Source organism: Kordiimonas aestuarii, from assembly GCF_025574465.1.
GTDB classification, from domain to species: domain Bacteria; phylum Pseudomonadota; class Alphaproteobacteria; order Sphingomonadales; family Kordiimonadaceae; genus Kordiimonas; species Kordiimonas aestuarii.
The window spans coordinates 476,223-495,633 of record NZ_JAOBPP010000020.1; the positions used below are offsets into that span (position 1 = coordinate 476,223).

General features: G+C 50.0%; 14 protein-coding genes. All 14 read right to left on the minus strand.

Annotation, left to right across the window (positions count from 1 at the left end; all coding sequences use genetic code 11):
* Positions 1-321: 321 nt before the first annotated feature.
* The 14 genes from OEU85_RS11645 to metG all read right to left on the minus strand — a co-directional run bounded on the left by OEU85_RS11645 (position 322) and on the right by metG (position 19,396).
* Positions 322-1,557, minus strand: coding sequence for a chondroitinase-B domain-containing protein (locus OEU85_RS11645; protein ID WP_262691648.1), 1,236 nt, complete (start codon positions 1,555-1,557; stop codon positions 322-324).
* Positions 1,558-1,653: 96 nt separating this feature from the next.
* Positions 1,654-3,522, minus strand: a complete 1,869-nt coding sequence (locus OEU85_RS11650; RefSeq protein ID WP_262691649.1) for a hypothetical protein — start codon at positions 3,520-3,522, stop codon at positions 1,654-1,656.
* A complete protein-coding gene (locus OEU85_RS11655; RefSeq protein WP_262691650.1) occupies positions 3,519-5,762 on the minus strand; it encodes a DUF4175 domain-containing protein in 2,244 nt (747 codons plus the stop codon). Before OEU85_RS11655 ends, OEU85_RS11650 begins: the two co-directional genes overlap by 4 nt.
* Positions 5,755-7,080, minus strand: coding sequence for a BatA domain-containing protein (locus OEU85_RS11660; RefSeq protein WP_262691651.1), 1,326 nt, complete (start codon positions 7,078-7,080; stop codon positions 5,755-5,757). Before OEU85_RS11660 ends, OEU85_RS11655 begins: the two co-directional genes overlap by 8 nt.
* On the minus strand, positions 7,081-7,986 hold the full coding sequence (locus OEU85_RS11665; RefSeq protein ID WP_262691652.1) for a DUF58 domain-containing protein: 906 nt from the start codon (positions 7,984-7,986) through the stop codon (positions 7,081-7,083).
* An 11-nt stretch (positions 7,987-7,997) separates the two neighbouring features.
* Positions 7,998-8,993 (minus strand): AAA family ATPase, encoded by a 996-nt coding sequence (locus OEU85_RS11670; RefSeq protein WP_262691653.1) that lies wholly within the window; start codon positions 8,991-8,993, stop codon positions 7,998-8,000.
* A 42-nt stretch (positions 8,994-9,035) separates the two neighbouring features.
* A complete protein-coding gene (locus OEU85_RS11675; protein ID WP_262691657.1) occupies positions 9,036-9,740 on the minus strand; it encodes a DUF4159 domain-containing protein in 705 nt (234 codons plus the stop codon).
* Positions 9,741-9,813: 73 nt separating this feature from the next.
* Entirely contained in the window at positions 9,814-11,175 is a 1,362-nt protein-coding gene (locus OEU85_RS11680) for a TldD/PmbA family protein (RefSeq protein ID WP_262691658.1), read from the minus strand.
* Positions 11,176-11,214: 39 nt separating this feature from the next.
* Positions 11,215-12,843, minus strand: coding sequence for a TldD/PmbA family protein (locus OEU85_RS11685; protein WP_262691659.1), 1,629 nt, complete (start codon positions 12,841-12,843; stop codon positions 11,215-11,217).
* A 651-nt stretch (positions 12,844-13,494) separates the two neighbouring features.
* Positions 13,495-15,348, minus strand: coding sequence for an ABCB family ABC transporter ATP-binding protein/permease (locus OEU85_RS11690; protein WP_262691660.1), 1,854 nt, complete (start codon positions 15,346-15,348; stop codon positions 13,495-13,497).
* 107 nt (positions 15,349-15,455) lie between these two features.
* Positions 15,456-16,202 carry a retropepsin-like aspartic protease family protein gene (locus OEU85_RS11695; RefSeq protein WP_262691661.1) on the minus strand — a complete coding sequence of 249 codons (747 nt, stop codon included), beginning with the start codon at positions 16,200-16,202 and terminating at the stop codon, positions 15,456-15,458.
* A 73-nt stretch (positions 16,203-16,275) separates the two neighbouring features.
* Positions 16,276-16,914: an MBL fold metallo-hydrolase gene (locus tag OEU85_RS11700; protein WP_262691662.1), complete on the minus strand. Its 639-nt coding sequence runs from the start codon at positions 16,912-16,914 to the stop codon at positions 16,276-16,278.
* 113 nt (positions 16,915-17,027) lie between these two features.
* Complete coding sequence (locus OEU85_RS11705) at positions 17,028-17,843, minus strand: TatD family hydrolase (protein ID WP_262691663.1); 816 nt, start codon at positions 17,841-17,843, stop codon at positions 17,028-17,030.
* Positions 17,840-19,396: a methionine--tRNA ligase gene (metG, locus tag OEU85_RS11710; RefSeq protein WP_262691664.1), complete on the minus strand. Its 1,557-nt coding sequence runs from the start codon at positions 19,394-19,396 to the stop codon at positions 17,840-17,842. The genes OEU85_RS11705 and metG overlap by 4 nt, the downstream gene beginning before the upstream one ends.
* Positions 19,397-19,411: the final 15 nt, after the last annotated feature.

Below are 19,411 nucleotides of genomic sequence, written 5' to 3' on the forward strand. Positions count from 1 at the left end.
CCGGTGCCACGAGTAGCGTGAGAAAGAAACACCAAAATTTGTCTGTTGCTGTCATATGCCGGAACCTTGCTAACCATCGCTGAATTATTCGGTTTGTTGATTATTGGTGTCGCATTAAAGCATGCAACTTTCAATAAACCGTTAAAATTTTAGTAACCAGCCCATAGTTTGTGAGTTCGCTTTGGATTATTTCGCTATTGATGAGCCTAAACGGCTCAGGAATAGAGATATTCCTACGCAGTTGGAGCTATACGGGAATGTATGGATTTAGCGTTGATAGGTTTTTATTCTGGAAAGGTTGCGCAATCTGTAGCTGTAATTTTAGTCCATGCGGGTGAGTGTCTGTTCGTCTCTCTCAATGTTTTGCAGGAATTGCTCTATTCTACATTGTGCGGGTTCAGCTATGGCACCAACCCACTTTTCCTGCGTTTTGCCGGTACAGAAGTCCTTGCCTGCGTAACCTTGGGCGGCGCGCATCAGTTCTTCTGGCTCAAGCGGTGCCAGATCAAAGGCATCGGCACCGGGGAAAAAATCATCAAGGTTATTTTCTACGATGTTGTTCACCTCGCGGAAACGCCCGTTGTCGCGGCCTTTGATCCTGCCCTCAATAATATTGTTGGCGAACAACGCAAAACTACCCGAGAAACGAACGTCAACGCCCGCCGTGTTCAGAATTGTATTGTTTATGATTTTTGTATTAGCCGCATTATTCAGATAAATACCTACATCCGCAGGGCAATTCATTATGATGTTTGAGCTGATCAGACCTTTATAATGTTCAATCTTGCATGACCGGCCCTGACAAAACCGCGGATCTGATGTTCCGCCGCCGCCGAGCGATAAGCCTAGCCTTACACCACCATGGTGGCGCCATTCGCAAATGATCAAATTTCGCTCAAAAATGCCGTTGTCGGAGTTTCCTTTCAAGAAAGCAGCGTAGCTAATATAGTTTCCGCCAGCTTTCTGAAAATCGGCGAAAAAATTATGCCGAATTGTCCAAAAGCGCCCGCCAACGACGTCTATGGGCGTTACAGGATTTGAGGTGTTCCGAGGGCGCCGGTTATAAAAATAGTTATCCTCGATCAGCACATTGTCTGGGAAATACTGTTTTTCATCAATAATCTGGCCGTTGCCTTTGATTGCAGCATTGAAGTCGATAAACTTGTTATTACGGATGACGGTTCCATCTGCGGTACCTAAAACTTGAAACGCGTGCTCGCATTTGCTGTCACTCTCACACACACCAACAAACTTTATGCCTTCAATATGCCAGTTGCTTCCTATGATCTTAAAACCGATGGTGCTGGGCACCTCGATGGTTATTTCTCCCTCAGTTGAGGGCCGGATGGTAATGGGCTGATCCTCTGTCCCGGACTCTTGCAATAACACAGTTTTGGTCAGGCGGTATATTCCTGGATAAACCGCGAAAACGTCACCGGGCTTCGCACCTTCAACAAATTTGTTGAAATTATCGTCTGCAACAAGAATTTCGTCAGCATGGGCAGCAACTGACATCATAAGGTAAAAAAGAATCGCAAGCGAAAGTCTGCTGACCATGGAGTTTACCTAACCTTTTGTGGTTTCAAATCCGTTCTTTGGGTGTGATGTGCAGTTTTAACGACCCACTACTGCTACCTTAGCGCAGTTGGCCGCTTAGTTGAACTTTCTTTCCAGCCACAAAAAAAACGCTGATAATACAAACATCACCCACAACCATTTTGGGGCGAATAAATTTGAGCGATGGGATGCTTTTTCGCTAGGGTTTCGCGGAGCACTCAGACGAAATAAACTGGCTTGCTGCCGGTTCGACTGGTCAACAGCCTGCCAATCACTATCTGAATAGACATAAAAATAGTCTATGTCCCATATCCCATTGTCGGATGATCCGTTGCCGTCACCGGACAATTGAATTTGATGCCAACCTGTGTCCGTCGGCTCATATAATGCGCAATGCCTGTTGGAACCGAGCTGATCAGATGTGAGCGTCAGGCTGGTTCTGGCGGCCTCATCATTTGGTGCAGCTATATGTACTATCGCTGCTTCCGATTTGAGTAATGCACAGATATTTAATCTGTCGAGCACCCGCGGTATCTCTCGTGTGCCTTGGGGAACCAGCCTTGGTATCGCTTCGTTTCGGGCAATGCCGCCCATAACCTGTGCCCAATAATGGGAGTAAGCTGGCGCATCGCCATTTGTTAGTAATGCATTGCTTTGCCTCAGTCGAGTGAGCGCTATCACGCCATTACCTTCACGCCGGGCAACGGTCAAGTGTGTACCCTCTGTCGAGGTAACCAGAGGGTATGTGCCGGGGCCAGAAATGGAAATGGGCAGGGCAGGCAGGCTGTAGTTATTTTCAAACGCCGCAATGATTGGGGTGCTTTTATCGTTGGGGCTTTCTTCCTGCTGTAACTCAAACTGTGCAAGAAGGTGTCCTCGGGCGTCGGGCATGGAGGCCACCAGCTCACCATCTATCATCAGCAACATGCCTAACCCATGCCGGATCGCTTGGGTTAAGTTGCTCCGCTCCTGTTGGGATGAGCTCATATACGCTCGGCCATCCATAAGCAGGAAGTCTTGTCGCTCAAACCTCAATTCGCTCGAATCGTTCAGCGACGGGCGATTGGCTACCTGGGTAATATATTGATCCTTGCTAATTTTTGTTCGAATGATCAGTTCGGTGCCGTGTGAAGTGGCCCAGTTCATCAACTGGCGCACCTCAAACGAGGGGGCTGATTGAATGATCATTATCTTTACGGGATTGGTTTTGGTGACAGAAATCGCAACACGCTCGCGTGTAAGTTCATTCTTCTCCCGGTCGAGAACCGTGAGATAATATGTTATTGGACCGTCAATTGGCGTACGGATAGTAAAAGAAAAGTGGTTATTTGATCTTAGTGGAACAGATTGTATTTCTTGCGCCGCCTGGTCTGATAACGTAGCCGTATATACCTCGTTTTCTGGATAATGCTGAGGCGCGATAAACCGCCCCGACACAGTCCAAGGCTCACCGATCGTAACAGACTTCCGCCATTTTACGTCAACGATTCCCGAAATGTTGGCTGGAGTCCATTCGATATCGACAGCGGCTGGAATTGCGCGCCAATCACGAGTTGATAGACCATGTCCCATCAACTTAAGCACGCCCATGCCGGTCTCTCGCAGGGGCAGCACCGATACGTCTGGGATTGCATTCACGCCAGCGATATCAGCGGCCACCGAAGGCAGAGCGTAAAGCCGCGGGAATCCCTTTATGCCGTGTTCATCGATATCGTCCGGGGTATCCGTTATTAGAGTAACCGTTTTGGCGCCCGACTGTGTGACCTGGGGATTAATCAAGAGCAGCAATATGCAGGCATATGCAACCACGTTGACGGTGCAGACAAGTAAACGCCGTCCGATATTCTGGCTCCGGGCGAAAACGCGGACGGCAGTGTATACAAGAGAAATGCTCGAGAGGACCAAGGCCGGGATGAGCCAAAATGTTGGTAAGTCAGTGGTCCATATTTCAGATACTGCCGTCAAGATGTGAACTCGTCGTCTGATTTTAATTGAATAAGCGGATCGGTGGGAGAGAAGTATCCTGGCCTTAACTGAGGAATACTCTCCGCAGGGGATAACATTTTCCAAAGCGCGGACTTCAACCCAGACACACAGTCTTCACAGTCCGGTAGCACAAGGCTGTTTGAAAGCAGCACCTTTTCTAAGGTAGCAGCATAAGAAAGAACAGCAGGCCGCTGCTGGGCTTGCTTCTGCAGTAGCTTACTTAAATCTGAAAGAACCGCTCGGTTATCGCTATCCAGCGTGCTAGATGCATTGAAAATACGGAAAGCAGCCCGAACGAGTGCTTGTTCTTCGGGTTTATTCCACCCCTGCTCAACGATAGAGCTGTAACCGCTTATCTCTTTGAGTTCGCCCGTCAGGCGTTTTTCTTCTGATACTGGGGGCGGCTCAAAACCAAGCCGTTTGACATAAATTCGGTCAGCCTGTTTCGCAAGTTTTAGAAACTTCAATGCCTCATATTCAAATGGCAGGGCCTTTGCTGGTTCCGCCAGCATAAGATGTAACTCCGCCTGCCACATTATGCTGACCGCTTTTTTCATCAATGTTTTTGGGTCGCGTTTCGCGATAGGCCCGATGTCGGCATCTTCGTGGCTGTGGCCAAATCGGGCTATGAGTTGGCTTGCTGCATCACCTGTGGCATTTGTTTGCGTCTTGTCATGTAAGTGCCCGACTTCAGGCCGCTCTTTTTCGTGCTCATCGCCCTCGTGGGCTGTGTGTTCTTGATGTGATGCTTCTGCGCTACTTTCAGCTAGTTGTTCGCCAGGACCTTCGCCAAATTCGTCGCCTAGATATTGGCCATAGCGCTGTTTTAGATCACTCTGTGCTTGTCCCAGGCTATACGATGTCTCTGAAAATATTTTTTTGTTCAGAGCAGGCTGATCCGCGATGAGTTGTTCGGTTTCGATAATGATCTGGCGTTGGCTTTTAAAGTACTCAGGAATAAAATCACTAACGATACCTTCTGCGGTAATAGTATTTGCGGCTTCATCAAGCCACCTGACAATAACGGTAGCGGATTTGCTCAGGTTTTTGACGGGCATCTTGTTGTCTTCCGCTATGATGGAGAAGTAGAGTTCATCTCCCGGTTCCATACCGAGTTTTTTTAAGTCCCAGTCTCGCTGGTAGACGTTTTTCCCCTCGCCGGGGCCTGAATCAAACTCAAATATCTCATCCCTGAATTTTACCGCTTCTCCGCTTCCCTTGGCGACCGATGCCAATATTCTGGTATCGCTGATGCCATAGTCATCGACAATTTCGGCCAAAGTCATAAAGATTGGATCTGCATTTCGGGTGAATTCAATGGTGGATGCCTTGGGGCTTACCAATCGGATCGACGGTTTCTGATCTTTTCTGACAGCGACTGTATATATGTCACCCACCAAATATTCCGTCGTCCCCGTTTTGTGTATGATCTGATACAACGCGGAATTTTGCACATCCTGTGTCAATTCGTAACTGCCGGAGGTGTTTCGGGCCAGTCGCTGGGCGGCGTGATCGCCAGACTTCAGTAAATACTCGCCGTCTGAGCGTGAAAACTGAAACTTCCATGTGACGCTGCTGCCTTCTGGAATTTCCATATTCCCAGAGGTTACTGTGCGCGGCGGCAAGCCAGTATATATGGGCGGGGTGATATCCGCTTCAATGCTTGTGATACCTGCGGGCTGGGGTGATGGAATGCCTTGGCTGGGTTCACTGACAGGGTCAGCTGTTTCCTGCGAGCTTATGATAGTGGCTATTGTTGCTCCCGTCGCAAGCAGCGCTGCCATCATCATGATCAAACGAAAAATTGCTCGAAACGGAACCGCCGGAAGCCACAGAGAGGGCGATTGAAGGACCGCCTCATAATGAGAGTTCATTTTGTCCCATTGAAGTCTTTGCAATAACGGTAGTGGATCGCGCGGCCTTAAAAGCAGTTGCGCACTTTCTTCAAATTGAGGGTCTATACGGTTGAGGTAAAGTAGAAACTCTTTCGGTTTTATTCGCCTGTATGTGGGCTCAATGAAAAGTGACGCGAGGATGATGACGCATACCAGCACTGTGCCAAGTACCAGTACAAGAAAATCGATATTCGTTAAAATGCCTGTGATAACCAAGGTGATGCCTATCACCAGAGCAAATAGAATGCGATTCCCCAAAAGACGCTGTTTGATTGCGGCGAGGGGAGGGGACACGTCCTTCAGGTCATAGTGGCGATCAGGCATGACGAAGCCTTTCGCTTAGCCAGCGCTCGGCGATCCAGAAGGCTAACAGAAGGACACACAATAGCGTCGCGAGCGGTCGCGACGGGTAATCGGTATTCTTGGAGTGCACGTTAGTTGCTGTATTATTGTCAGTGGGTAAGTTAATGCGCGCATCTGGATAGCGGTCGTCAAGGCCTTCTTCTCCTAGCAGCAGGGTGAGCAAAACAATGGGGAAGTCAGGTTGGGCTGCAAGGCCGTTATTTTCAAAAAATGGATCAAATCTGAACCTGAGCACCTGATGGCCCGATATGGTTTTGCTGGTAAGAAGAGATATTCCGTCATCTGTTGCCCACCGGTCGACCCAGCCTTGGCCTTGGCGGTTGCCCTCCACCCGGGTCACTGAAAAACGGGTGAAGGGGTAGTTATCCAGCGCGGTGTTGCTGACGGTGGAACCAGATAACATGTGGGGCACAAGCAATATTTTTGCGTCCTCACGAAGTGACAGCTCCCACAGTTCGGTCAATGGCAAGTCTTCCGGCCAGAATACCCATGTTGCGTCCGCCATAGCTTGTGGCTGGAGCGCAATATATTCGGTAATGTCCGCGGCTAGCAAAATGTTTCGGGCTCGGCCTATCCGCTCCAGCGTTTGGAAAAGAAACCGTGCATTAGCTTTTGTCTCATCGGAGGCAATGATATGGACTGTCAGTTGATGAGGCTCAGGGCTTCCAACCCCGTTACCAGGATTGACGTGCCACTTGATGTTATAGTCTCGCAGCGCGCCGATCTTGTTAAATTCACGCGCAAGCCCTGTGGAATAGACATGTATAGGGCTGTTATGACGAACGGTCGACAATCGATTTAAAAGCAATGTTGAGTGATCGGAGGGGGCAATCCCATCCGCCCTTAACTTCTCCGCGACATAATGAAGCTGGCTTCCTTTCAAAGGAACAATTTGCTCTGCGAGTAAGTAGGTATCGCCGGACCGCACGTTGGCTTGCAACTTGTCGATATCTTGCTCTGTGGATTGTGCGAGCCAAAACGGCGTAACGTAACTTACCTGTTCTGAGGCTCCCGTCGTCGCTTCCCTGGAGAGACCAGCCATTAGCAATGCTGCAAGTATAAAAATGAGCACCCTGAGACACAGAAGCACGTAGTGCATAAGTTTTATCTCAGTAAGGCGCTTTGATTTGGTATCTTTGATTAATTCTATCGAGCCCACCACCACCCGCTTGCCTTTGCTCTTGTTGAACAGATGGATAAGCACGGGCACAGCTACAGTGGTGAGCGCGGCAAGACCTGCCGCATTGGTCACTGAAAACTCCCCAAGTAAACCAGGCATCTAGCGTATGACCTTTCGGCGGCTATCGAGGAAGTCGTATATGGCTTGATCCATGGGGTTATCAATATTGATACAACTCAATGGAATGGAAAGAGCACTGGTGTATTGCTGCAGTTCGGTTTGAAATTGTACCCAGCGCTTTTGATAGGCTTCACATGCACCTTTCGCAGAGATCAATATTTGTTCGCCGGTTTCAGCATCTTCAAACCGAACAACCCCCTTGTAAGGAAATTCAGCTTCATCTTTGGTTGTTAGCTGAATCGCAGCAACTTCCGTTCTACCCACTGCCAAAGCTTGCAAAAGGTCATTCAGCTCATCCCGACGCTGATAAAAGTCGCTTATCACAAAAAGCAACCCGGCTGACTGAAGCGGATGTATAATCTTTGAAATTTGTGCGAGTGGCGGAAAAAAAAACCCAGCTTTAAGCCGCGCTAACTCAAGTAAAATAGCTGACCAATGCTGCTCGCCGCTGCCGAGTGGGACCACATGTTGTTTATCGGCCGACAGGGCCATAAAGCCGATCCGGTCACCCTGCCGGAAGGCAAGGTAGGACAGCGTTGCAATCAGATGCGCGGCATAGTCGAGTTTACTCCAATGTGGTTGTTTTGTTTCAGAGGCGGAGCCGACCTGCATGGACGCGCTGGTGTCTAGGACAAACCAGACAGCAATTTCGCTCTCTCTTTCAGCCTCCCTAACAAAATATTTGTCTGATCGGGCAAAAAGTTTCCAGTCGATACGCCCAAGTTCGTCTCCGTCTTCGTAGGAACGATACTGGCTAAATTCTATTCCTACTCCTCGTTGCCTGCTTTGGTGCAGGCCATGCAGAAATCCGTCAGCCACAGTCTTGGCGATCAGGGGCATATCTTTGACGCGCGCCAGTGTTTTCGGGTCTATTAAGCGTTCCATGGAATTATAGCCTAGCCGATCGAACTCTTGGGCTCACTCACCTCCCGGAATAGTGCTGCAATAACATTTTCCACCTGTATGTCCTCGGCCTCCGCCTGGAAACTGAGCAGGATACGGTGGCGCAATACAGCATTGGCGACGAAGCGGATATCATTGAGCGTGACGGCGTAGCGGCCGCTGATTAAAGCCTTGGCTTTAGCGCATTTAACCAGAGCTTGGCCGGCCCTGGGGCCCGCGCCCCAGCGCACATAATCCCGTATCATGCTAACGAGGCTTTCCTGAGGACGGGTTGCGCGGACGAGGCGGGCGACATACGTCAGCAGATCCTCTGAAATTTCTACTGTTGTCACAAGTTCTTGCAGTGCAACAATGTCGGCGCCATTCAACACAGTATTCAACTGCGCCTTATAGGCACCTGTCGTCCGGTTGAGAATTTCAACTTCCTCTTGCTCCGTTGGGTAACCGACGCGAATGAACATCAGAAAGCGATCGAGTTGTGCTTCTGGCAAGGGATAAGTGCCAGCCTGTTCAACAGGGTTTTGTGTTGCGAGCACGAAAAATGGCCGGGGCAGGGTATATTGTTGACTTGCATAGCTGACACTGTGTTCCTGCATTGCCTCAAGAAGCGCAGCCTGTGTCTTGGGAGGTGTCCGGTTGATCTCATCTGCCAGCATGATATTCGTAAATACTGGCCCCTTGCGGAATTTGAAGAAACGTTTGCCAGTGCTATGATCTTCCTCGAGAATTTCGGTACCGATGATATCACTCGGCATTAAGTCAGGGGTAAATTGTACGCGATGGAAATCCAGCTCCAGAGTTTTCGCCAAGGTGTTGACCATCAAGGTCTTGGCAAGCCCAGGCACTCCCTCTAGCAGGCAGTGGCCACCCGCCAGGATACTGATAAGTAGCTCTTCAACAATATCCCGCTGGCCAACAATCACCTTGCCAACCTCGTCCAGCACATAGTCCAGCATGCTGATTTTCGACTTTACAGTCTGCTCGTCCATTTTCTTACTCGCATATCATAATGTTTTGATGCCTATTGCACCTTATGCCGTCATTGCATAGACGACGATATTTACAGCAAACCGGGTATTGTCCACCCGGAGCCAACGCTTGTTTCTAAAATCGTAATCCCATTCACAGCCGTAGTCTTTATTGCTGTAAAGCACCGATATTTTCCCATCAATTACAATGGCCTTCAGGTAGTCATGGACCAGATCGTCACCCCAGCCATTTAGCTCCAAGCCGGTATTAGGGGGACCATCAAATTTGAAAAAAGATGAGTAAATCGGATGATCATCCGGTATCTTCACCAGAGCATCTTCCCCGAATATCTCTGCCATCTGTTCCTCAAATGTTCTGGCAAAAAGGCCATCAATGTCGTGGTTACAATCATCGACGAAGACAAAACCACCACTGCGTACATATGTTTCAAAATTCTGCTTTTCACTGGGGTTAAACTCGACCAGTCGGTGCCCAGCCATATAGCAGAATGGAGAAGACAACATTTGTGGGTCCTCAAGCGCGATCACTCGTTCGCGGAGGTCAACACGAATAGTCGTATATTCTATTAATGAATTCAATATGTTGGCAGGCGTCCTTTCATCAACTTCCCAGTCACCGGATTCATAGCTGAGGCGTGTGAAATAGAAATCATAATCGTTTTTGAGTGTGGATAATGCGCCAGCCCGGCCCGAAGTTGCGATCAGGCCTAAAGCTCCTAAAGACTTTATGAAGTTTCTACGATGCACAGTTGGTCTTGCTACAATAAGGCCGAAAGTAGGGGGCGGATGTTCCGCCCCCTGGTTGTCGTTTTAAAGATCTCTATACAGCGTCGGACAAGCTGCTGAAGGTGAAATCCCGGATTTTCATTGGCGGGATCATACAGCCCTGAATACGCTGGGGTTTACCCAAAGCTTCGAGGTTGTTGAGCATAATGATTGGGCTTTCATTGAAACGGAAGTTTTTGATCGGATATTTGATCTCTCCGTTTTCAATATAGAAAGTGCCATCACGCGTCAGGCCTGTATACATAAGCGACTGAGGATCAAGCGAGCGAATATACCACAAGCGGGTTACAAGAACGCCGCGGCGGGTATTTTTAATCATGTCCTCGAGGCTTTCATCTCCTCCAACCATACTGATTGAAGGGCTTCCGCCGAAGAGGCCGCCGCCGGTGAATGGGGTAGGGACATACTCTACTCCAGTTTTTTCTGCCCAGTAGCGGGAATTCGGCATGGTGGTCACGACGCCGTCCTTGATCCAGTCTGTTCGTTTGACCGCCGCGCCGTCACCCGAGAACGGGTGGGTCGGTGTATCGGGGTCTTGCGGGTCAGTGTAGATGTTCACGCGCTCATCAAACATCTTCTGGCCAAGGCGATTCTTCGGTGCATCAGGCTCCTCAGACTTGTTGCTGAGAAAACTACGACCTTCATCGGCCTGCCGCTGATCCATCGCATTGAACATGTTGAGCAATAGCTGCACTGTTGCAGCGGGCTCCATGATCACTGTATATTTGCCAGGTTCCATCGCCTTGCCGTCTGCACTGGCAATGGCTTTTTTCACCGCGACGTTAGATGCTTCATTTGTATCCATCAGTGAAGCATCGTGAAAATCACGATATACCCAGCCAGACCCTTTACCATCTGCGGTCCGGATGGTTGCGGAGAAGTTTATGTCCGTTGCCTGGTTGTAAGCAAACAACCCCTCACTATTCATGATGGCCGCAAAGGTTGCGGAGTCATTCAGAAAGCCCGAAGATACCAGGCCTTCGGCCTTGGAAGCCGAGATGCTGGCATCTGCGGCACTGGCACGCCAGTCCGGGTTCACATCTGCGGTCGACTGGAAATATGTTTTCACATCCACATACTCTTGCGGACCAAGGATGGGCATGAATTCCGGATTGTCCGGCGCCAGGCGCGCCAACTCTTCCGAGCGGCGCACGACACGCTCAAGGGCGTTGTCGCTGAACTCGTTGGTACTGGCGGTGCCGAGTTTTTTTCCGAAGCTGGACTGGACGGTCAGAATGGTGTCATTCAATTCGCCCGCAGTGCTGACGGTATTGCGCGCAGTGCGGATATTACCGCTTACTTCGCCGTTAAGATTACATTCGATTGCGTCCGCTTTCGAATAGCCAATCACCTTATTCAACAGCGCTTTGGCTTCACTTTTTGATAAAATAGCCATGATTAAACCTCTATAATTCCTGTTTTGCCAAATCGCGCATCAGACCTTGCGGCCCGTATTGATGACATTGACGTTGTTGAACCGGGTGGTGGGGCAACCATGTGACACAGCACTAACCTGTGAAGGCTGACCTTTCCCGTCGAAGAAGGAACCACCGAGGCGGTAATCAGATTTGCCCGCCATCGCGACGCAGCTATTCCAGAACTCTTGAGTGTTAGACTGGTAAGCAACATCTTCAATTTGATCCACGATCTTACCGTCTTTGATTTCATAGAACAGTTGGCCGCCAAACTGGAAGTTATAGCGTTGCTGGTCGATAGAGAAGGAGCCACGGCCAGCGATGTAAATACCATTCTCTACGCCCGCGATAATCTCGTCCGCGCTAACATCTTCTTCGTTCGGGCGTAGGGAAACGTTGGCCATGCGCTGGAACTGTACATCACGCCAGCTCTGCGAATAACAGCAACCGTGAGACTCTTTCTCGTCAATAATGTGCGCTTGGTCGCGAATGGCCTGATAATTCACCAGAACACCATCTTTAACCAGGTCCCATTCCTTGGTTTTTACGCCTTCATCATCCCAACCGACATAACCAAGTGAGCCAACTTGCGTTTTATCTGCGAATAGATTGACGATCTTTGATCCGTATTCAAACGTGCCACTCTTCCACTTATCAAGCGTTGCAAAACTGGTGCCTGCATAATTGGCCTCGTAGCCCAGCACCCGATCGAGTTCCAGCGGGTGGCCAACGCTCTCGTGAATTGTGAGCATAAGATGGTGTGGGTCGAGAACGAGGTCATATTTACCAGGCTCAACGGACTTGGCTGCAAGCTTCTTCTGCAATTGTTTACCAGCTTCGCGGGCATCTTCGACAATATCGTAGGTATTGCGGTAGCCGATGTTTGCGCCTTGGATCTGGATTTTGTCCTCCGGCCGGCCGTCAAGATATTCAAAACCACGTCCCACGGGGTTGCCAAGACCTTGCCGCTGTTTGAAGCCCTGCTTGCCAACGGCGGTTGCAAAGAAAGGTGCCCACAAACGGTGCACGTCCTGGTCGATATATGACCCTTCCGTGGAAGCAAAGTACTTCTGTTCATTTACAAGAAACAGGATTGACGTAATAAAGTTCGCGCCGTTGTCCAGTGCGGCGTTGTTCACATTCATTAGAAGGTCGACTTTATCCTTAAGTGGGATTTCAAATGCGTTCTTCTCAATCGGCGTCTTCCAGCTCACATCGCCGTAACTTTTCACGGGTGCAAGCTGTACTGGCTCTGTCTGGAACTTGGAATTTGCTTTGGCAACTGCGACAGCGGCTTCCGCCGCTTTTGCAATACCGTCATCAGTCATGTCAGACGTGGATGCGAAGCCCCAGGTACCATTCGCAATGACACGTACGCCAACACCATATGATTCGGTATTTACAATATTATCAACGCGTTGCTCTTGTGCGGTAACAAATTGATTTAGGTAACGTCCGATGCGTGCGTCAGCGTAGGTAGCTCCCTTGGAGGTTGCCGCGTTAAGCGCGACATTTGCCATACGCTTTTTAATTGCTGCATCGGCGCCAGGTTCGAGTAATGCTTCTGCTGACACCATGCGGCCGTTAATAGGCAGCATCATTGCCCCCATGCCAGCGCCAGCGATTTTGATAAATTGCCGTCTGTCCATTTTTTATGCCTTCTATTTGCGTTTCAGTTCCCCGGGCAGGGAGGCAATACCGGATTCCCGGTATCTTTCCTGCCAATACACGCGATGGTAGGTAGAAAGCTTTTCGGAGTAAATAAAGATTCTGTCCCCAACCAAGCGCGCTCCAATCCCAGATTGTTGTCGTTTTCTATAGTCGTCCCAATGGACGCGATGAAACGTTTGCATATCAAGGTGCGAGCATTGTGTGGAGACCGGAGAAGCACACCAGCAGAATTCGACCAACGCCCCTTACTGTGCGGTGAAGCGTTACATACAAATCATCATAGACCCTTGACGTCCTGCCCGAATGCCATGAGGTCGTTGAATTTGCGAGAAAGGTCCGCGTTATTAGACCTGCGAAGCTTTATTTGGCTGGGGCGATGGGTAGGGCCGCAGCGCAGAAAAACGGAAGCGTTTCGGTTCTCTTGAAAGATATCTGAAGAAATCACGTATTCCAGCATAGTGATAAGCATTCGACACGCTTAGGTCTGAGGTCGGCCCACAAACTAAAACGATGCTTTATCGTGTTTCTAACCGGTCCTATGGTGCGCAAAGGTATTTACTATTGCACCACATATGATACGATTTCCTAATCGCATAATTTATATTATGGGAAATGATGATTGTAATCTATCATGAGTTTTCTAACTCAGTCAGCTTTTCCTCGGCGGCAGATGCTTCCAATTGGCGGCGCCACATCGCGGCATAATGTCCTTCTATACGCAGCAATGTTTCGTGGTTTCCGCGTTCAACAATTTGTCCCGCGGCCAGAACGAGTATCTCATGGGCATTTACGACGGTGGACAATCGATGCGCAATCACGATCGTCGTTCGTCCCTCGGCAATACGATCGAGTGAAGCCTGAATGTCACGCTCGGTATGTCCATCGAGTGCGGATGTTGCTTCATCCAACAACAAAATGGGTGGATTTTTCAATATTGTGCGAGCAATTGCTACGCGCTGTTTTTCTCCGCCTGACAGTTTCAGTCCGCGCTCGCCAACTTCGGTGTCATATCCCTCGGGCAAATTTACAATGAACTCATGAATATGAGCTAACCGCGCTGCCTCTTCGACCTCTGTGTCGGTCGCGTCGGGATTGCCATAACGAATATTATAGCGAATGGTATCGTTGAAAAGCACTGTATCCTGAGGCACAACCCCGATATTACGTCGCAGGCTCTTTTGCGAGACATGCGCGATGTCTTGTCCGTCGATCATAATGCTGCCTTGGGAAATATCGTAGAAGCGGAACAGAATGCGCGAAATCGTTGATTTGCCCGCACCGCTGGCGCCGACAATTGCAGTGGTGGTGCCGGCTGGTACGCCAAAAGAAACCCCCTTCAATATCTCGCGCGCCGGATTATAGTGGAAATGAACGGTGTCAAAGTGAACCGTGCCCCCTGAAACCTCAAGTTCTTCAGCGTCTTCCGTGTCATGAACGCCTGAGTTAGTAGCGATGATGTCGAACATTTTTTCCATATCAACGAGTGACTGCTTGATCTCGCGGTAGACAAACCCGAGGAAATTGAGCGGCATATAAATCTGGATCAGAAGCGAGTTTACCAGAACAAATTCACCGATGGTAAAACGGCCCTCCACGACACCTTTGCCAGCCATGAAAAGAACAATGACAAGGCCCAGCGATATGATGATGCCCTGCCCGACATTCAGTAGTGTCAGTGACAGTTGGCTGCGTACCGATGCGGATTCGTAAGCCGCCAGCGCCTTGTCGAAACGCCTTGCCTCATGCTCTTCATTCGTAAAATATTTTACTGTTTCAAAATTAAGCAGGCTGTCAATGGCTTTGGTGTTGGCTTTGGTATCCTGGTCGTTCATTTCTCTGCGAAACTTAAGGCGCCAGTCTGTGACGGCAATCGTGAAATAGATATAACTAGCAAGGCACACAAAGGTGATGAGCGCGTAATAAAAGCCGAACTTTGTCCAGAAGATGCTGGAGATCAGGACAATTTCCAACAATGTAGGCAGGATGTTGAACAGCATAAAACGCAGCAGAAAATCGATACCTCGGGTGCCTCTCTCGATTGTGCGGCTTAGGCCACCGGTGCGGCGCTCTAGATGAAATTTAAGGGACAGCGCATGCAGGTGCCTGAACGTGGAAAGAGCAACCTGCCGAAGCGCATGTTGCCCAACCTTAACAAAAACCGCATCACGAAGTTCACCAAATAATTGGCTCAATACGCGTGCGGTTCCATAACCCAGAATCAGGCCCGTTGGTACAACAAGTGCCAGTGTAGCTGCGTCGGGTCCAGCGCTTTCCCCCGTCAATGCATCAACCGCATCCTTGAAAATAAACGGAACATACACCCCCAGAATTTTTGCAAGCACAAGCAGCAGCATCGCCCCGACAACACGGGTTTTGAGATCAAACCGTCCGCGAACCCAAAGATACGGCAAAAGCCTTTTGACCGTTTTCCAATGATTGTCCTCGGGCGCGCTGGCGTCTTTTACGGTATGTTCGTTGGCCATACTCGGGTGCTTTCCGGTGCGTCATTGCTATGACAGTATTATTTTTGAAAGAAAAATATATAGAAACCTATATGGGCAGGTGAAGCTGAGATGCAAGCATATATATACTAAAGTCGGAGAATGAGCATGTTGCCGCGAAATTCGATGCTGGCAAAGTTTCGAAGCACCGTCATTCCAAGTAGGGAGCCCTGCATTTCCGCGCCATTCACTGTCACAGGCACGTCATAAAATACAGCATCACCCAGCGATAGCTGTGCGACGGTTGCGCGGGCATACGTGACCTTACCGTTGGCAGTGCTTGCAACCCCACTAAAGTCCAAAAGCCCGGTGTTAATGCCTACCCTGCGGGCATCATCAGGGCTTAGGACGACATTTGAGGCTCCGGTATCAACCATAAAGCGGACAGGTACGCCATTCACATCGGCACGGAGCCAGAAGTGCCCGTCCTGCGCCCGGTGAAGGAGCAAGCCTTCGTCCGTAACGGTCACTCCCATCGGGTCAATTGCACTCATGAAGCGTGTGCCGAGGTCTGAGCGGTAGAGATAAAAAATCGCGATAGCTGTTATGATAAGTGCCCAAAGCCCGGCAACCTTCGCTATACGTGCGATGCTGGACCGGCTCCAGAACGCAGCAGCTCCACCAAAGATAAAAATAATAATCAGCCCCCGTACCAAATAGGGGTCCACCGACATATCGACAGGAAATGCGAGGGAGAGTCCAAAAAGCAGCATGGTCATGCCGAGCACAAATATAACGAGCCGCACCCAGCGGGCAGGCCGCGTCGAGGGAATGTTATGGTTATCTAAATAATCCTGGTTTTCATGGTCTGGCACCCGCCAAGGGTCACGGCTCATAAGTACCCCTCCTACCTGCAAAAATCATACGGGATTGCAGACAAGCAGCCAAGCACACTTTGCGGTTTGGCGGTCACGCCAATGTGATACGCATACCATCGTAGGCCGCTTCAACACCGTCAGGTAACTCTTTTTGCAGGGTTGCATAGTCCATGTCCCAAGTCATATGGGTCAGGATCGCGCGGTCAGGCTTCACGCGGTCGATCCAAGAGAGCGTTTGTGCGAGGTGTGAGTGAGTGGGGTGCGGATCATAGCGGAGGGCATCAACAACCCAGACTTTAACTCCGGTAAGTGCTTCAATCGCGGTTTCGGGGAGGCGGTCCAGGTCTGTGGAGTAGGCCATATCGCCAAACCGATATCCCATACTGATCCCGTCACCATGGCCCTGTTCAAACGGTATGACCGTAATATCACCCACAGTGGTGAGGCTTTTGATGGCTTTTGCCTTGCAAATGGCGGGGTAATTATTCTGGGAACGAAAAATGTAGTCAAAACGATGCTTGAGGATATCAAGTGTCTGTGGGTCTGCATAAACCGGCACGCGTTCCCGTGTTGCTTGAAAAAAGCCCCGCAGGTCATCTATTCCATGGGTGTGGTCAGCGTGGTCATGTGTATAAAAGACTGCGTCCAGCCTCTGCACTTCCGCATCCAGCATCTGCTCCCTCAGGTCAGGTGTGGTGTCAAAAAGCAGAGTTGTATCGCCCTCTTCCACAAGAATGCTTGCGCGGCGTCGACGGTTTTTTGGATTTTGAGGATCACAAGCTCCCCAATATTCAGGTATCTTCGGAACACCTCCTGAAGTACCACAGCCGAGGACCGTTAGCCTCATACTGGCAGCCCATCCGGGCGTGGCGGTGTTACTTTGTTAAAAAGGGTGAAGAAATTACGCGTGGTTTTTTCGCGAAGTTCCGAAAATGAAACACCTTTCAGAGACGCGATGAATTCTGCCGTGTTCGTGACAAATGCAGGTTCACAGGTCTTGCCACGGTGTGGAACCGGCGCAAGGAACGGCGAATCTGTTTCAACGAGCAGACGGTCCATTGGCAAGGACTTTACAGTTTCCTGAAGGCTTTGCGCGCTTTTGAAGGTGACGATCCCGGAAATGGATATATACAAGCCCATCTCAAGGCAGGCGTCGGCCAGACGCTGGCTGGCTGTGAAACAATGAATGACGCCTGAGAATGTCCCCGCGGCCATTTCTTCCGCGAGCATATCGATGCAGTTATCATCTGCATCACGCGTATGCACAATCACCGGCAGACCGGTTTCGCGGGCAGCTGTGATATGGGCCCGAAAGTTAACCTGCTGCATATCACGGGGTGCATTGTCGTAATAATAGTCCAGGCCGGTCTCTCCGATGCCCACAATTTTGGGATGGGCCGCGCGTTTTATCAGTTCTGCCACAGCAACGTCCGGCTCGTTTTCTGCCTCATGCGGATGAATGCCGACGGTGCCGTACACGTCGTCATAAGTTTCTGCAATGAGGCGGACTTCATCGTATTCCGACAGCTTCGTATTGATCGCCAGCATACAGCCCACGCCGGCTGCTCGCGCGCGCGCGACCACACCGGCCTCATCTTCTCTCAGGCCTTTATAGTTCAGATGACAGTGGCTATCGACGATATATCCGAAATCTGTCATTGTTCGCTGTCTTCCTCCGGCAGTTCAAAGCGAGGGAATACACCCTCGGGCTTGGGAATTGTGATGCCCGGTGCTAGGCGCCCTGCTTTGCCCAGTTGGTCAAAACCGCGGTCTGCAACGCGCATCTGAGAGAGAATTTTCGCAGCGGAATCCGGCATCACGGGCTGTGCAAGAATGGCAATTTGTCTGATGGCTTCCGCGAGAACATAAAGCACCGTGTTCATACGCGCTGGATCGGTTTTCTTAAGCTTCCAAGGCTCCTGCACGGAAATATAGCTATCGGCTGCACTGGCTTGTGTCCATATGGCGTCAAGCGCCAGGTGAAACGCTTGCCGGTCCATATGATCGCGAACCAGCTGAAGTGTTTGTTCAATATTATTCAGTAATAAGTTGTCTTCACTTGTTAATTCTCCAGGTTCAGGCAACTGTCCGTCGCAGTTTTTGTGAATCATGGAGAGTGTACGCTGGCTCAGGTTGCCAAGGCCATTTGAGAGGTCAGCATTACAGCGAAGGACAAACGCGCGGCGGGAAAAATCGCCGTCATTGCCAAATGGTACCTCGCGCAGCATAAAAAATCGCGTTGCATCAAGCCCATAGGTCTCAATCAGTTCATAAGGGTCTATCACATTGCCAAGCGATTTGGATATTTTCTGTCCTTCATTGGTCCACCATCCGTGTGCGAATACTCGTTTGGGCAACGGGAGGTCGGCTGCCATCAGAAAAGCGGGCCAGTATACCGCATGGAAGCGCAAGATATCCTTGCCGACGATATGGACATCCGCGGGCCAGAAATTCTGATAATCCGTACCCTGCTCGTCTGGATAGCCGAGAGCGGTCAGATAATTCGCCAGCGCATCAATCCATACATACATGATATGCCCATCGGCACCGGGAACGGGCACCCCCCACGTGAAGGTGGTACGGGAAATAGAGAGGTCATCAAGGCCGCCTTTAACAAAGCTTTTTACTTCGTTAAGGCGTGATTTCGGCATGACAAATTCTGGATTGCTGTCATAGAGCTCCAGCAACTTGTCTTCAAAAGCGGATAGTTTGAAGAAGTAGCTTGGTTCCTCTACCCATTCGACTGGAGCACCCGTCGGAGCGAGCTTATCGCCGTTCTCGCTATCCACAAGCTCGCTTTCGGCGTAAAATGCTTCGTCACGAACGGAGTACCAACCTGAATAACGCCCTTCGTATATGAAACCCTTTTCTTCCAGCGCCGACCAAAGATGCTGGACCGATTTTTTATGCCGATCCTCAGTGGTGCGAATGAACTGGTTGTTCGAGAAGTTCATGGCGCCCGTCAAGTCTTTGAACTTGGTGGATACCTGATCGCAAAAGGTTTGCGGGTCTATCCCCGCCTTCTCAGCGGAACGTTCGATCTTTTGGCCGTGTTCATCCGTTCCGGTCAGAAACATGACATCATGACCGTCAAGACGCTTAAAGCGTGCCAGTACATCAGCTGCAAGGGTCGTGTATGCGTGCCCGATGTGAGGTTTGTCGTTCACATAATAGATGGGGGTCGTGACATAATAGGACGGACGGCCGGTCATAATTTTCTTCTCGAT

What these genes read in the sequence shown, in the direction of transcription:
- OEU85_RS11670 (WP_262691653.1), bottom strand. Translation starts at nt 8,993, where the DNA reads ATGGACGAGCAGACTGTAAAGTCGAAAATCAGCATGCTGGACTATGTG.
- OEU85_RS11695 (WP_262691661.1), bottom strand. Translation starts at nt 16,202, where the DNA reads ATGAGCCGTGACCCTTGGCGGGTGCCAGACCATGAAAACCAGGATTAT.
- OEU85_RS11705 (WP_262691663.1), bottom strand. Translation starts at nt 17,843, where the DNA reads ATGACAGATTTCGGATATATCGTCGATAGCCACTGTCATCTGAACTAT.
- OEU85_RS11655 (WP_262691650.1), bottom strand. Translation starts at nt 5,762, where the DNA reads ATGCCTGATCGCCACTATGACCTGAAGGACGTGTCCCCTCCCCTCGCC.
- OEU85_RS11665 (WP_262691652.1), bottom strand. Translation starts at nt 7,986, where the DNA reads ATGGAACGCTTAATAGACCCGAAAACACTGGCGCGCGTCAAAGATATG.
- OEU85_RS11690 (WP_262691660.1), bottom strand. Translation starts at nt 15,348, where the DNA reads ATGGCCAACGAACATACCGTAAAAGACGCCAGCGCGCCCGAGGACAAT.
- OEU85_RS11660 (WP_262691651.1), bottom strand. Translation starts at nt 7,080, where the DNA reads ATGCCTGGTTTACTTGGGGAGTTTTCAGTGACCAATGCGGCAGGTCTT.
- OEU85_RS11685 (WP_262691659.1), bottom strand. Translation starts at nt 12,843, where the DNA reads ATGGACAGACGGCAATTTATCAAAATCGCTGGCGCTGGCATGGGGGCA.
- OEU85_RS11680 (WP_262691658.1), bottom strand. Translation starts at nt 11,175, where the DNA reads ATGGCTATTTTATCAAAAAGTGAAGCCAAAGCGCTGTTGAATAAGGTG.
- metG (WP_262691664.1), bottom strand. Translation starts at nt 19,396, where the DNA reads ATGACCGGCCGTCCGTCCTATTATGTCACGACCCCCATCTATTATGTG.
- OEU85_RS11645 (WP_262691648.1), bottom strand. Translation starts at nt 1,557, where the DNA reads ATGGTCAGCAGACTTTCGCTTGCGATTCTTTTTTACCTTATGATGTCA.